The organism is Mameliella sp. LZ-28 (assembly GCF_012274245.1).
In the GTDB taxonomy this organism is placed as follows: domain Bacteria; phylum Pseudomonadota; class Alphaproteobacteria; order Rhodobacterales; family Rhodobacteraceae; genus Antarctobacter; species Antarctobacter albus.
The window spans coordinates 176510-191495 of record NZ_JAANYX010000033.1 but is presented as its reverse complement, the minus strand read 5'-3'; the positions used below and the strand labels follow the sequence as shown (position 1 = coordinate 191495).

At 66.1% G+C, this 14986-nt stretch carries 12 protein-coding genes; 9 read left to right on the top strand and 3 right to left on the bottom strand.

The genetic code is table 11. The features are described 5' to 3' along the window. Nucleotides 1-12 precede the first annotated feature (12 nt). Nucleotides 13-930: a LysR substrate-binding domain-containing protein gene (locus tag G9Q80_RS18865; protein ID WP_088715869.1), complete on the bottom strand. Its 918-nt coding sequence runs from the start codon at nucleotides 928-930 to the stop codon at nucleotides 13-15. Between the two features lie 157 nt (nucleotides 931-1087). On the opposite strand from G9Q80_RS18865, the gene chvE reads away from it, so the two are divergent. The 9 genes from chvE (at nucleotide 1088) to G9Q80_RS18820 (ending at nucleotide 12936) form a co-directional block, all read left to right on the top strand. Then, a complete protein-coding gene (gene chvE / locus G9Q80_RS18860; protein ID WP_043144352.1) occupies nucleotides 1088-2134 on the top strand; it encodes a multiple monosaccharide ABC transporter substrate-binding protein in 1047 nt (348 codons plus the stop codon). A 77-nt stretch (nucleotides 2135-2211) separates the two neighbouring features. After that, nucleotides 2212-3732, top strand: coding sequence for a multiple monosaccharide ABC transporter ATP-binding protein (gene mmsA / locus G9Q80_RS18855; RefSeq protein WP_043144353.1), 1521 nt, complete (start codon nucleotides 2212-2214; stop codon nucleotides 3730-3732). Between the two features lie 11 nt (nucleotides 3733-3743). Continuing rightward, complete coding sequence (gene mmsB / locus G9Q80_RS18850; RefSeq protein WP_043144354.1) at nucleotides 3744-4979, top strand: multiple monosaccharide ABC transporter permease; 1236 nt, start codon at nucleotides 3744-3746, stop codon at nucleotides 4977-4979. A 45-nt stretch (nucleotides 4980-5024) separates the two neighbouring features. After that, entirely contained in the window at nucleotides 5025-6767 is a 1743-nt protein-coding gene (gene araD / locus G9Q80_RS18845; protein ID WP_088670383.1) for an L-arabinonate dehydratase, read from the top strand. Next, the gene (locus G9Q80_RS18840) at nucleotides 6767-7693 is read left to right on the top strand and encodes a Gfo/Idh/MocA family protein (protein ID WP_043144356.1); all 927 of its coding nucleotides are present in this window, start codon (nucleotides 6767-6769) and stop codon (nucleotides 7691-7693) included. Before araD ends, G9Q80_RS18840 begins: the two co-directional genes overlap by 1 nt. Before the next feature lie 37 nt (nucleotides 7694-7730). Further along, on the top strand, nucleotides 7731-8648 hold the full coding sequence (locus G9Q80_RS18835; protein ID WP_043144358.1) for a dihydrodipicolinate synthase family protein: 918 nt from the start codon (nucleotides 7731-7733) through the stop codon (nucleotides 8646-8648). A gap of 13 nt (nucleotides 8649-8661) precedes the next feature. After that, nucleotides 8662-10188: an aldehyde dehydrogenase (NADP(+)) gene (locus G9Q80_RS18830; RefSeq protein WP_168246570.1), complete on the top strand. Its 1527-nt coding sequence runs from the start codon at nucleotides 8662-8664 to the stop codon at nucleotides 10186-10188. Between the two features lie 187 nt (nucleotides 10189-10375). After that, the gene (locus tag G9Q80_RS18825; RefSeq protein WP_088714135.1) at nucleotides 10376-11764 is read left to right on the top strand and encodes a bifunctional enoyl-CoA hydratase/phosphate acetyltransferase; all 1389 of its coding nucleotides are present in this window, start codon (nucleotides 10376-10378) and stop codon (nucleotides 11762-11764) included. Next, nucleotides 11764-12936 (top strand): acetate/propionate family kinase, encoded by a 1173-nt coding sequence (locus G9Q80_RS18820; protein WP_088714134.1) that lies wholly within the window; start codon nucleotides 11764-11766, stop codon nucleotides 12934-12936. The genes G9Q80_RS18825 and G9Q80_RS18820 overlap by 1 nt, the downstream gene beginning before the upstream one ends. A 6-nt stretch (nucleotides 12937-12942) precedes the next feature. Here the strand turns inward: G9Q80_RS18820 and G9Q80_RS18815 are convergent, their stop codons facing one another. Both G9Q80_RS18815 and G9Q80_RS18810 read right to left on the bottom strand, forming a co-directional pair. Next, nucleotides 12943-13995 carry a DUF1513 domain-containing protein gene (locus tag G9Q80_RS18815; protein ID WP_088714133.1) on the bottom strand — a complete coding sequence of 351 codons (1053 nt, stop codon included), beginning with the start codon at nucleotides 13993-13995 and terminating at the stop codon, nucleotides 12943-12945. A gap of 1 nt (nucleotide 13996) precedes the next feature. Further along, nucleotides 13997-14986 carry an imelysin family protein gene (locus G9Q80_RS18810; protein WP_088714132.1) on the bottom strand — a complete coding sequence of 330 codons (990 nt, stop codon included), beginning with the start codon at nucleotides 14984-14986 and terminating at the stop codon, nucleotides 13997-13999.

Genomic DNA, 14986 nt, shown 5'->3' with positions numbered 1-14986 from the left:
CCGCTGGCGCGGTCAGATCCGCGCCAGCACCTCCTGCAACAGGCGTTCGGCGGCGCGCGACAGCTTGCGGCTGCCGTCGCGCAGGACGAAATAGGGCGGCACGACGATCGAGCGGCGCAGTTGCAACGCGGTCAGGTTGGCTCCGATGTCTGAATGCACCAGCAATTCCTTGACCTCGTTCGACTGCGGCACGATGGCCTGAACGCGCGCCACCTGCGCCAGCGCCACCAGCAGGGAAGAGCTGTTGAGCACCCGTGGCGGGATCGCAACCCCGGCGGTGTGAAAGGCGGCCTCGACGGATTCGCGGATCGGCATGCCGCGTTCCTGCATCACCCAAGGGTAGCCGGTCAGTTCCGACACCTCGACGTCCTGGCGCGACGCCAGCGGATGCGTGTCGTGCACCAGCAGGGCGACGACCTCGGTCCTTGCGGGGTGAACGCGGAACAATCGGCTGTCGTGGCCCGGTGGAATCCGCCCGAGGACAAAATCGTATCGCCCTTCCTCCAGATCACGGATCAATACGCGTGACGGCGCCACGTCAACGCTGATCTCGAGGTCCGGACTTTCCTGCAGCACCGCCTGAACCGCGGGCATCAGGACGCCCACCGCCGGACCGGTGACCGATCCAACCCGGACCTCGCCCAGGTCTCCGGACTGGATGTGGCGCAACTCGTCCTCCAGCGTGCGCACCTCGGCCAGGATCACCCGCGCGTGGCGGACAAAGACCTCTCCGGCCTGCGACATGACCATGCCCTTGGGGTGGCGAACAAACAGCGGGCTGCCGATGTTGGTCTCGATCTCGGCCAGGATGCGCGAGGCGGCGGGCTGCGAGATCGCAACCGCCTGTGCGGCCAGCTGCAACTGCTGCGTCTCGGCGATCTTCAGGACCAGGTCCAGGTGCGCGGGTTTGATCCGGCGGGCGATGTCCATCGCGGGAGCCTCATATCGTTCTTGATATGCAGATCATCATAATCGGAATTTTACAGGTATACAGCCCCGTCTTACGGTCACGCCCGGATCCACTGGGTCCGAAACACAGATCAGGCGTCGCCGCAGGAGGGCGCGCGCCGACCTTGGGAGGCTACCAATGAACATGAAACTTCTGCTCGCTTCGGCGGCAGTGGCGCTGTCCAGCTATGGCGCCGTGGCCGAAACCGTTGGCATCGCGATGCCGACCAAATCCTCGTCGCGCTGGATCTCTGATGGCGAGTCGATGGTCGAACAGTTCAAGGCCGCAGGCTATGATACGATCCTGCAGTACGCCGAGGACGACATTCCCAACCAGCTGGCGCAGATCGAGAACATGATCACCAACGGCGTCGACGTGTTGGTGATCGCCGCCATCGACGGCACAACCCTGTCGAGCGCGCTGGAAAACGCCTATTACGCCGACATCCAGGTCATCGCCTATGACCGCCTGATCCGCGATAGCGAATACGTCAGCTATTACGCCACCTTCGACAACTTCAAGGTCGGCGTGCAGCAGGCCTCCAGCCTTGTCGCCGGCCTCGAGGAGCGTTTCGGCGACGGCCCCTACAATGTCGAGCTGTTCGGCGGCTCGCCGGACGACAACAACGCGTATTTCTTCTACGATGGCGCCATGTCGGTGCTGCAGCCGCTGATCGACGACGGCACCATCAACATCGTCTCCGGCCAGATGGGCATGGACACGGTCGGCACCCTGCGCTGGGACGGTGCGGTGGCGCAGGCGCGCATGGATAACCTGCTGTCGGCGCATTACACCGATGCCCGCGTGCACGGTGTCCTGTCGCCCTACGACGGTCTGTCCATCGGCATCATCTCGTCGCTCAAGGGCGTGGGCTATGGTTCGGGCGACCTGGACATGCCGATCGTCACCGGCCAGGACGCCGAGATCCGGTCGGTCAAGTCGATGCTGGCGGGCGAGCAGTATTCGACCGTCTTCAAGGACACCCGCGAACTGGCGCGCGTGACCGTGGGCATGGTCGAGGCCCTGCTGAAAGGTGGCGAGCCCGAGATCAACGACACCACCACCTATGACAATGGCGTCAAGGTCGTGCCCTCCTACCTGCTGGAACCGGTCTCGGTCGACCTGTCCAACTGGGAAGACGTGATCATCGGCTCCGGCTACTACACGATGGACCAGGTCCAGTAACCGGTTACTCCCGGGGCCCGTCCGGCGTCACGGCGGCGGGCGGGCCTTGGCAACCACCAGAAAATTGGGGAGTGGGGATGACGGCGCTTCTGGAAATGCGCGGGATCACCAAGGAGTTTCCTGGGGTCAAGGCGCTGGACACGGTCAACCTGACGGTGAAGGAAGGCGAGATTCACGCGCTGGTCGGGGAAAACGGCGCGGGTAAGTCGACCCTGATGAAAGTCCTGTCCGGGGTCTATCCGGCGGGCAGCTACGACGGCGAAATTCACTATGACGGCGCGCTGGCAGAGTTCGGCAACATCTCGGACTCCGAGGCGAAGGGCGTCATCATTATCCACCAGGAACTGGCGCTTGTGCCGCTTCTGTCGATCGCGGAAAATCTGTTCCTGGGCAACGAACGCGCACGCGGCGGCATCATCAACTGGCGCGAGACCAACCGGCGCACCGAGGACCTGTTGCACAAGGTCGGCCTCAAGGAACCGCCCAGCACGCTGGTCGACAAACTGGGCGTGGGCAAACAGCAGCTGGTCGAGATTGCCAAGGCGCTGTCCAAGGAAGTGCGCCTGCTGATCCTGGACGAGCCGACGGCGGCGCTGTCGGAAAGCGACAGCCAGGCGCTGCTGGACCTGATGCTGGAACTCAAGCAGCAGGGCGTCACGCAGATCATCATCAGTCACAAGCTGAACGAGGTGCGCCGCGTCGCGGACTCTGTGACGGTGATCCGGGACGGCACCACCGTCTCCACGATGGACGCCAGGACCCAGGAAATCACCGAGGACAACATCGTGCGCGACATGGTGGGCCGCGACATGGCGCACCGCTACCCGGCGCGCGAACGCCGCGCGGGCGAAGTGCTGATGGAGGTCAAGGACTGGAACGTCTGGCACCCGCTGCACGCCGACCGTCAGGTGATCGAGGACATCAACCTGGCCGTCCGCGCCGGCGAGGTCGTGGGCATCGCGGGCCTGATGGGGGCCGGGCGCACCGAACTCGCCATGAGCATCTTCGGCCGCTCTTACGGGCGCAACATTTCCGGCAGTGTCGAGATCAGCGGCAAGCCGGTCGACGTCAGCACCGTCAGCAAGGCGATCGAGGCCGGGCTGGCCTATGTCACCGAGGACCGCAAGTCGCTGGGCCTGATCCTCGAGGAGACGATCCAGCGCAACATCACGATGGCCAACCTCGAAGAGGTGGCGCGCGGCCAGGTGCTGAACGAAAGCGCCGAAACGCGCGTGGCCGAGGAGTATCGCAAGGCGCTGAACATCCGCACGCCGGGTGTCTTCCAGCGCGTGATGAACCTTTCGGGCGGCAACCAGCAAAAGGTTGTCCTCTCGAAATGGCTGTTCGCCAAGCCCGAGGTGCTGATCCTGGACGAACCGACGCGCGGCATCGACGTCGGCGCCAAGTTCGAGATCTACGGGATCATCAACGACCTCTCCGCGCAGGGGAAGGGCGTGATCATGATCTCCTCCGAAATGCCCGAACTCCTGGGCATGTGTGACCGCATCTACGTAATGAACGAGGGCGCATTCGTCGGCGAACTGAGTGCCGAGGACGCCAGCCAGGAGCGCATCATGTCGCTCATCGTGACCGAATAAGGGAGCCTGTAATGGACTTTGCAGAGCACGGGGCCGAGGCGCCCGAAAAGCAGGGGATCGGCGAATACCTCGTCCGCCACCTGCGCGAATACGGGCTGCTGTTCGCGCTGATCGCGATCATGGCCTTTTTCCAGATCGTCACCGAGGGCACGCTGCTGAAGCCGGTGAACGTCACCAACCTGTTGTTGCAGAACAGCTATATCGTCATCATGGCGCTGGGGATGCTGATCGTCATCGTCTCGGGCAACATCGACCTGTCGGTCGGGTCCGTGATGGGGTTCGTCGGCGCCCTGGCCGCCGTCATGATCGTGGAATGGGAAATGTCCACGGCCGTCACCATGATCACCTGCCTTGTCGCCGGTGGGCTGATCGGCGCGGCGCAGGGGTACTGGATCGCCTACTGGAAGATCCCTTCCTTCATCGTGACGCTGGCGGGGATGCTGGTGTTCCGGGGCGCGTCGCTGTGGCTGCTTGAAGGTCAGTCGCTTGGCCCGTTCCCGCGCGAATTCCAGATGCTGGCCAACGGTTTTGTGCCGGACATCTTCCCGCAGGGGATCTCGCAGGGCGTTGCCGACCTGCTTGGCCAGCGCCGGGTGAACGTGCTGGCGCTGGGCACCGGCCTCGTGGCTGCAGGGCTGATCGTCTGGATGGAACTCAAGGCGCGCGCCCAGAACAAGGCCTATGGCATGGCCGGCGAACCGCAGGCTTTCTTCCTGGCCCGCATCGGCATCATCGCGGTTGCGCTGATCTTCATCCTGTTCAAGCTGTCGACCTTCCGGGGCCTGCCGAACGTGCTCATCACCATGGGCGTGCTGACGATCATCTATGCCTTCTTCACCGAACGCACGGTCACGGGCCGGCGCATCTACGCGCTGGGCGGCAACGAGAAGGCGGCCAAACTCTCGGGCATCAAGACCGAGCGGCTGACCTTCCTCGCCTTCGTCAACATGGGCGTGCTGGCCGGGATCGCGGGCATGGTCTTTGCGGCGCGCCTGAACTCGGCCACGCCCAAGGCGGGCTTCGCGCTGGAACTCGACGTGATCGCGGCGGTCTTCATCGGCGGGGCCTCGATGTCGGGCGGTGTCGGCAAGATCGTGGGGGCCGTCGTCGGCGCCTTCCTGATGGGCGTGCTGAACAACGGCATGTCGATCATGGGCATCGGCATCGACTACCAGCAGGTGATCAAGGGGCTGGTGCTGCTCGCTGCCGTGATCTTCGACGTCTACAACAAATCGAAACAGGGGTGACGGTGCGCCTTCGGGCGTATCTCCCCAAGGGAAGGAGGCAAGCAGATGGCGTTCAAACCGGCAGAATGGCCCCGCAAACTGCGCAGCCAGGAATGGTACGGTGGCAGCACCAAGGACGTGATCTATCATCGCGGCTGGCTCAAGAACCAGGGCTATCCCGAGGACCTGTTCGACGGGCGCCCGATCATCGGCATCCTGAACACCTGGTCGGAACTGACGCCCTGCAACGGTCACCTGCGCGAACTGGCGGAAAAGGTGAAGGCGGGTATCTGGGAGGCCGGTGGCTTTCCTGTCGAGGTGCCGGTGTTCAGCGCCTCCGAGAACACCTTTCGCCCCACGGCGATGATGTTCCGCAACCTTGCCGCTCTGTCGATCGAGGAACAGATCCGCGGCCAGCCGATGGACGGCTGTGTCCTGATGGTGGGCTGTGACAAGACCACGCCTTCGCTGCTCATGGCCGCCGCCTCCTGCGATCTGCCGTCGATCGTCGTCACCGGCGGGCCGATGCTGAACGGCTGGTTCCAGGGTGAACGCGTCGGCGCGGGCACGCACCTCTGGCGCTTCTCCGAGGCGGTGAAGGCCGGCGAGATGACACAAGACGAGTTCCTTGAGGCCGAGGCGGCCGTCACGCGTTCCTCCGGCACCTGCAACACGATGGGCACGGCGTCCAGCATGGCGTCGATGTGCGAGGCGCTGGGCATGGCCCTGTCCGGCAACGCCGCGATCCCGGCGGTGGACTCGCGCCGCCGCGTCATGGCGCAGCTGACGGGCCGTCGCATCGTGCAGATGGTCAAGGACGATCTGAAACCCTCGGACGTGCTGACCCGCGAAGCGTTCGAAAACGCAATCCGCACCAATGGTGCCGTTGGCGGGTCCACCAACACGGTGGTGCACCTGCTGGCCATCGCGGGCCGCGTCGGCGTGGACATTACGCTGGACGACTGGGACCGCTGCGGAAGAGACATCGCCACGATCCTCAACCTTCAGCCCTCGGGTGAATACCTGATGGAAGAGTTCTTTTACGCCGGCGGCCTGCCTGTCGTGCTGAAACGGTTGGGCGAGGGCGGCAAGCTGCACAAGGACGCGCTGACCGTCTCCGGCAGCACGATCTGGGACGAGGTCAAGGAGGCGAAGAACTGGAACGAGGATGTGATCCTGCCGGTCGACAAGCCGCTGACCGACCAGGGCGGGATCGCCGTGTTGAAGGGCAACCTTGCCCCCAAGGGTGCGGTGCTGAAACCCTCTGCCGCCTCGAAACACCTGATGCAGCATCGGGGCAGGGCGGTCGTCTTCGAGGACATCGACGACTACAAGGCCAAGATCAACGACGATGACCTGGACATCGACGAAACCTGCATCATGGTGCTCAAGAACTGTGGGCCCAAGGGCTATCCGGGCATGTCCGAGGTCGGCAACATGGGCCTGCCGCCCAAGGTGCTGAAAAAGGGCATCAAGGACATGATCCGCATTTCCGATGCGCGCATGTCCGGCACCGCCTACGGCACCGTGATCCTGCACACCTCGCCCGAGGCGGCGGCGGGCGGACCGCTGGCCGTGGTGAAAAACGGCGACATGATCGAGGTTGACGTGCCCGCGCGTCGTGTGCACCTGGATGTGTCCGACGAGGAATTGCAGGCGCGCCTGTCGGACTGGACCCCGACCCATGAACGCCCCGAAAGCGGCTATGCCTGGCTGCACCAGCAGCATGTCGAGGGCGCCGACACCGGCGCCGACCTGGATTTTCTCAAGGGGTGCCGCGGCGCCCCGGTCGGAAGGGACTCGCATTGATGGAAATCGCACTTGTTGGGATCGGCAAGATCGCCCTCGATCAGCACGTTCCGGCCATTGCCGCCTCGCCGGACTGGGATCTGGCCGCCACCGTTTCGCGCAAGGGTAGCGTCGACGGGGTCGAGAGCTTTACCGACTTCGCCGAACTGCTGGAGCGGCGCAGCGACATCCGCGTGGTCTCGCTCTGCCTGCCGCCGGTGCCGCGCTTTGACTATGCCGCTGCCGCCATCGCGGCGGGACGGCATGTCATGCTGGAAAAACCCCCCGGCGCCTCGCTGTCGGAATGTCACCGGCTGATCGACATGGCGCAGGCGCAGCGGGTCTCGCTTTATGCCACCTGGCATTCGCGCGAGGCGCCGATGGTGGCTGCGGCCAAGGCCTGGCTGGCGGACAAGACCCTGCGCCGCCTGCAGATCACCTGGAAAGAGGACGTGCGCCGCTGGCATCCCGGCCAGGACTGGATCTGGGAACCCGGCGGCCTGGGGGTCTTTGATCCGGGCATCAATGCGCTGTCGATCCTGACCGAGATCCTGCCCGATGCCATCCACCTGACGGACGCCACGCTGGAGGTGCCCGAGAACAAGCAGGGGCCGATCGCGGCCAGCCTGCGCTTTGCCCACCCGGCGGGGGCCGAGGTGGGTGCCGTCTTCGACTGGCGCCAGGACGGTGATCAGATCTGGACCATCGAGGCCGAGACCGACCGGGGCAGGCTGGAACTGCACGACGGTGGCGCCCGCATGGTGATCGACGGCATCGAGCAAAGCGCCGATGGCCCGGCGCTGGCCGGCGAATACCCGCGCCTCTACGCCCGCATGGCACAGCTTGTCGCCTCGGGCGGCAGCGATGTGGATCTCTCGCCCATGCGCCATGTGGCCGATGCCTTCCTGCTGGGCCGGCGCGAGACCGTCGCCCCCTTCCACGAATAAGCGCCTGCGCGCATCCGATACCTAGAAAGGACCCGCCATGAAAACGCCGCTGACCGGCATTCTTCCTGTTGCCCCCACGCCCTTCCATGATGACGGCCGCGTCGACGAAGAGGGGATGCGCCGTGTTCTGGACTGCATCATCGACCAGGGGGTTGATGCGATCTGCATCCTCGCCAACTATTCGGAACAGTTCGTGCTGTCGGACGAGGAACGCGCCACGCTGATGCGGATCAGCCTGGAACATGTCGCGGGCCGGGTGCCGGTGATCGTCACGATCAGCCATTTCAGCACCGGCATCGTGGTCGACCGGGCCAAGGCCGCGCAGGCCCTGGGCGCGTCGATGGTCATGATGATGCCACCCTATCACGGTGTCGGGCTGGTCCCCTCCGAGGCCGGGATCTATGAGCAGTTCCGGGCGGTCTCCGACGCGATCTCGATCCCGATCATGGTGCAGGACGCCCCGCTGTCGGGCTGTCAGATGTCTGTGCCGCTTCTGGCGCGCATGGCGCGCGAGCTGGAAAACGTCAGCTATTTCAAGATGGAAATGCCCTTTGCCGCCGACAAGTTGGCAGCGCTCATCGAGGCCGGGGGCAAGGACATCATCGGCCCCTTCGATGGTGAAGAGGCGGTGACGCTGCTGGCCGATCTCGACGCCGGGTGTACCGGCACCATGACCTCGGGCCTGCAGTGCGAGCATATCGGCGTCATCATCCGCAGCTATCTTGCCGGTGACAAGGACGCGGCCCTTGCGCAGTGGACGAAGTGCCTGCCCCTCATCAACCATGAAAACCGCCAGTGCGGGCTGCGCGCCTGCAAGGTGGTGATGAAAGAGGGCGGCGTGATCGGATCCGATCACGTCCGCCATCCGTTGAAACCCATGACCCCGCGCACGCGGGAGCGCCTGTTGCAACTCGCAGGCGACCTGGACCTCATCGCCCTGAAATGGGGCAAGTAAAGGAGTTCTCGACATGCTCGACAAATCCACCTTCACGCCGCACGGCCGTCACCTGATCGCAGGGGAGTGGGTCTCTGGCGAGACGACCTTCACCTCTGAGCCGGCGCATGGCCCGGCGCATGACTACAGCGTCGGCACGCCGGCGCTGGTCGACCGGGCCTGCGAGGCCGCCGAGGAGGCCTTCTGGTCCTACGGCTATGCCAGCCGCGAGACCCGGGCCGCCTTCCTCAACGCCATCGCCGACGAGATCGAGGCCCGCGCCGAACAGATCACCGAGATCGGCACGCAGGAGACCGGCCTGCCCGAGGCGCGCCTGCAGGGCGAGCGCGGCCGTACCACCGGCCAGCTGCGCCTGTTTGCCAGCCACATCCTGGACGGCGCCTACCTCGACCGCCGCCACGACGAGGCGCTGCCCGACCGCCAGCCACTGCCGCGCCCGGACCTCAAGATGGTGCAGCGCCCGATCGGCCCGGTCGCGGTCTTCGGTGCCTCGAACTTCCCGCTCGCCTTTTCCACCGCCGGCGGCGACACCGCCAGCGCCCTGGCGGCGGGCTGCCCGGTCGTGGTCAAGGGCCATTCGGCCCATCCCGGCACCGGCGAGATCGTCGCCGAGGCCATCCATGCGGCCATCACGAAGACCGGCGTCCACCCCGGCACCTTCAGCCTGATCCAGGGCGGCAAGCGCGACGTGGGCCAGGCGCTGGTCCAGCACCCGCTGATCCGCGCCGTGGGCTTCACCGGCTCGCTGGGCGGGGGCCGGGCGCTTTTCGACCTCTGCGCGCAGCGCCCCGAACCGATCCCCTTCTTCGGCGAGCTGGGCAGCGTCAACCCGATGTTCCTTTTGCCCGAGGCCGTGAAGGCCCGCGGCGCGGCGATCGGCGAAGGCTGGGCCGCCTCGCTGACCATGGGCGCCGGGCAGTTCTGTACCAACCCCGGCATCGCCGTGGTCGAGATGGGAGAGGCCGGCGACGCCTTTGTCAGAGCCGCCGCCGAGGCGCTGAAGGGCGTCACGACCCAGTGCATGCTCACCGAGGGTATCGCCGATGCGTATAAGAACGGTAAACAGCGCTTCGACACCCGCAACCCGGTGCGCCCGGTGCTGACGACGGAGAGCGAGGGGCGCAATGCCTCGCCCAATCTCTACGAGACGGACGCCGAGACTTACCTGCAGGATCATGCGCTTGGCGAAGAGGTCTTTGGCCCGCTGGGCCTTGTCGTGCGGGTGTCCGGCCCCGACGAGATGGCGCAGCTGGCGCGCGGGTTCGAGGGCCAGCTGACCTGCACGCTGCACATGGACGAGGGCGACACGGGGCTTGCGCAACGCCTGATGCCGGTGCTGGAGCGCAAGGCCGGGCGGCTGCTGGTGAACGGTTTTCCGACCGGGGTCGAGGTGGCCGACGCGATGGTCCACGGCGGGCCTTACCCGGCCTCGACCAACTTCGGCGCGACCTCGGTCGGAACCCTGGCCATCCGCCGCTTCCTGCGCCCGGTCTGCTACCAGAACCTCCCCGACGCCCTCCTGCCAGACGACTTGCGGTAAGTCATCGCGAAAGACCGTTAAAAGGCCCGGCACATGTGCCGGGCCTTTTTCCTGTGCCCCTCTGGTTGCGCGCCTGCGGAAACTCCCGTCACATTGGGCCGGTATTGACTTGCGTCATGTCGCGGGGCGCCACCTCCTCTAGGTCTGGGCCGGTCCGTGGGCGGTTCGAGGAAAGGGATTGCAGGCCATGAAGATTGAAAACAGGACATTCGACGAGTTGCAGCCGGGGGACACGGCCTCGTTGCGGCGTCTGTGTACGCAGGACGACCTGATCGTCTTTGCCAATGTCTCCGGCAATCACAACCCGATGCATGTGTTCAACGTGGACGGCGATGGCGACGGTGCGCCCGAGGCCGTTGCGCCCGGCATGTTCGTCGGCGCGCTGGTCTCGGCGGTGCTGGGCAACATGCTGCCCGGGGCGGGGACGTTGTACCACGCGCAAAGCCTTGTCTTTCACAACCGCGCCCATGCCGGGGACGAACTGGAAAGCCGCGTCACCGTCACCGACCGCAATGAACAGACCGGCATCGTGACCCTTGCGACAGAGGTCACGCGTCCGGCGGATGGCGCGCTGATCCTCTCCGGTGTGGCAGAGGTCGAGGCGCCGCGCCGCAAGATCAGCTATTCCAGCCACGATCTGCCGGGGCTGATCGTCCAGCGTCATCGGCATTTCGAGAAACTGCTGGCCCGTGCCGCGCCCTTGCCGCCGCTGGTGACGGCGGTGATCGCACCCGAAGAGCCGAACTCGCTGGGCGGGGCGCTGCTGGCGCGCGATCAAACGCTGATCACGCCGATCCTTGTCGGCTGCCCGGACAAGATCGGGGCCACGGCGGCAGAGCTGGGGCAGAGCCTTGACGGGGTCGAAATCGTGGCCGAACCGGACCACGCCACTGCCGCCCGCCGCGCCGTGGCGCTGGTGACAGAGGGTCGGGCGGGGGCGCTGATGAAGGGTCACCTGCACACCGATGACCTGCTGCGCGCGGCCCTGGACAAGCAGACCGGCCTGCGCGCCGGGCGGCGCTTTACCCATGTCTTCGTGATGGACGTGCCCGGGCTGGCGCATCCGTTGCTGGTGACGGATGCGGCGATCAACATCGCGCCCGACCTGAAGGCCAAGAAGGACATCGTCCAGAACGCCATCGACCTGGCCATCAGCATCGGCATCGAGGAACCCAAGGTCGGCGTGCTGTCGGCGGTGGAAATGGTGAATCCCGATATTCCATCCTCGGTGGACGCGGCTCTGTTGTCCAAGATGGCCGAGCGCAAACAGATCACCGGCGGGCTGGTGGACGGCCCCCTGGCGATGGACAACGCGGTCGACATCGCCGCCGCGCGGACCAAGGGGATTTCCTCGCCGGTTGCGGGCCGGGCCGAGGTGCTGGTGGTGCCGGATATCGACGCGGGCAACATGCTGGCCAAGCAACTGACCTACATCAGCCATGCCGAGGGGGCAGGGCTGGTGCTGGGCGCGCGCGTGCCGATCATCCTCAACAGCCGCGCCGACGACGACATGTCCCGGCTGGCCTCCTGCGCGGTGGCGGCGCTGCACCATGCCCGCATCACGGGGACGCGGTGATGGCGCATGCGCTGGTCCTGAACGCCGGGTCGTCCTCGCTGAAATTCGGGCTATTCCGCGGACGCCACCCGGAACTGGTGACGCGCGGCCAGGTCGAACGCATCGGCGGCGCGGCGCAGTTGCATCTGCGGGATGCCGATGGCACCGCACTGGCGGATACGGCCCTTCCGGGCCATGCCGCCGCCGATCACGCCGGGGCGCTGTCCGCTGTCCTGCACGAGGTCAAGGGGCGCTTTCCCGAGGCCGAAATCGGTGTCGTTGGGCATCGCGTCGTGCATGGCGGCATGGAGTTTGCCGCGCCGACCTGCATCACGCCCGAGGTCCTGCGCGCGCTGGAGCGGCTGGAACCTTTTGCGCCCTTGCATCAGCCGCACAACCTTGCCGGCATTCGGGCCGCGCTCAGGGCCTTTCCCGAGGCGCGGCAGGTGGCCTGTTTCGACACCGGTTTTCACCGCAACCATCCCTTCGTGAACGACACTTTCGCCCTGCCGCGCGCCTATTACGAAAAGGGCGTGCGGCGCTACGGCTTTCACGGGTTGAGCTATGACTACATCTCGGGCGCTCTGGCCGAGATGGCGCCGACGCTGCACGCGGGCCGGGTGGTGGTCGCGCACCTGGGTAATGGCGCCTCGATGTGCGGGCTGCTTGGCGGGCGGTCCATTGCCTCGTCGATGGGATTTTCGGCGCTGGACGGCTTGCCGATGGGGACACGGTCGGGGCAACTCGACCCCGGTGTCGTGCTCTACCTGATGGACAGCGAGGGGATGAACGCGGCGGAGATATCCGAGCTGCTTTACCGACGCTCTGGCCTGCTGGGCCTTTCGGGCATCAGCAGCGACATGCGAACGCTTCTGGCCTCGGATGATCCGCGTGCCCGCGAGGCGGTGGACTATTTCTGCTTTCGCATCCGGCGGGAACTGGGCGGGCTGGCCGCCGCGCTGGAAGGGCTGGACGCGGTGGTCTTTACCGGCGGGATCGGAGAGAACGCCGCGCCGGTGCGGGCGCAGGTCTGCCGGGGGCTGCGCTGGATCGGGATCGAGCTGGACGAGGCGCGCAACGTGGCCAACGAGACGGTCATCAGCTCTGACATGTCGCGGGTGCGGGTACTGGTGATCCCCACCAACGAGGAACTGGTGATCGCCCGCGCCGCGATGGATCTGGGGGCCGCCTGACCGCTCTCAGATCGGGACCAGGTGGTTGTCCCAATGCAGGTCGTGGGTGAAATGGGTTTCGCCCCGCACCTCTCCGGTGCCGGAGGTCAGCAAAAAGCCCGTGCCGCTCGCGGCCACGCCGCAGACATCCACCATGTCGATTGTTCGTTTCAGCGCGTCGCTGCCAAGGTCAAAGACCTGTACCAGCCCGCCGCGCGGAGAGGTGATGGCAACTTCTTGGGTATCGGCCAACAGCGCCACGCTGCCCGCGTAGCCCTGCATCCGCGTGGCCCGCTCGGGCGGGGCGGTGAAAAGGCGCGGGGTGCCGCCCCGTCTGGTGACACCGATCAGCGGCGGGTCCTCGGACAGATCGCCTTGCCATTGCATCGCGAAGGCCACGGTGCCGTCCGGCCCGACCGCCAGGTGACGGATCGAGTTCTTGTGCAGGGACCGCTCCAGCCGCTGTTGGTCCAACAACGCGCCCTCCAGCGACAGGAAGGCGAGCGAAGGCTCCATCAGCGGGATGTTCAGCTTGGTCCGTCCGGCGTCGGGATGGGTCTCGATCCCGCCGTTTGCCACCACCAGCGTCTGGCCGTCCGGCATCAGGCGGATGTCATGCGGCCCGGTGCCGTGACTGTCGAACTCACCCAGCCGCTTGCCGTCCAGCGACCAGACGCCGATCACGCCGCGCGCGGCGGCATAGTCGTTTTCCGCCGTATAGAGCCTCGTGCCGTCGGGCGAAAAGGCGCCGTGGCCGTAGAAATGCCGCCCCTCGGGGGCGTCGAACCGGGCGATTTCGTTGCCGGTCACACAATCCAGCACCACCGCAAATCGCCCCGGACGGCGGGCGAACCCGACGGCAAGGGGCTGTTCCGGATGGGCGGCGGCGGCATGGCCTCGGTCGGGCAGGGGGCAGGCAAAGGTGATCTGACCTGCGGCGCTCAGCCCGCACAGCTGGTAGCGCCCGTCGCGGGTCATCGCCGCCGAGAGAAAGGCGGGCGAACCCGCCTCGGCCCATGTCGGGCGCGGGCAGGCGGTGGCGGCCAGCAACCCGGCCAGAAAGTGGCGTCGGTTGGCCATTTCAGTCCCCGTCCATGGAATTGAACCCGGCCGCGATGCCCAGCCGGGGGCCAAGATCCTGCGCAACGATCTCGCGAATCTCGTAAATGCGTTGTTGCAGGGCCTCGATGCGGATGCGGCCTTGCGGATCGCTGACCCCGGCAAAGACCGGATCGTCCAGATTGTCGGCGCGGGTCAGGGCGCGGGCAAAGGCAGTGTCGAGCGCTTTGTCCCCACCGGACAGCCGCGCGCCAAGGTCGCGCAGCGCCGCCAGCGATAGCACGACATGGCGCAGCGACCGGCCAGAGCGGCGGGTCTCGGCGCGCATCGGGCGGGGGCGGTCATAACTGCCCATCGGGCGCCCGATCCGCGTGTCGCCGGTGAATTCGAGGCCCGTAGCCAACGCGGTGAACAGCTGTTTCGCTGCTTCTTCCGCCGTGCGGTAGGTTTCGTTGCCGGGCTGGCGCATCAGGTCGGCATAGCCGGTTTCCCAGTCCGCGAGGATCGCCGCCGAAGTGGCTGCGATATCCGCGCTCATGACCTGGACCAGCGCACAGCGGTAGGCCTCGCTGCCCGCGGCGCTGAACTGGTCGTCGTAGAGCAGGAACTCCATCGCGTAAAAGCCGCGCGCCGCGATCGAGACGTTCTGGAAACTGTCGAGGCTTTGAACCACCGGGTCCTCGTCCCGGATCAACTGTCCCAGCGCCTTGGGCGTGGCGCCCCGGCTATCGGGCCAGAAGGCCAGGGCAAAGGCCCGGTCGCCCTGTTCGGAGGGGCCGAACCGTAGATGGCTGACCGCGATCCAGGCGTCGAACCCCGCGCCATAGGCCTCTTGCAGCTTGGGATCGTCTGTCGAGCAGTGCTGCTCTGCCGTGGTGGCCAGCGCGGCGGTGCTCTCGGCCAGCGCATGGTAGCCGGGCAGGATATGAGCATCGACGATGGCACTGACGTCGGGCGCCTGGGCCAAGGCCGGCGAGGCGGCAAACACGAGTGCGAAAAGGCTGTTGCGCAT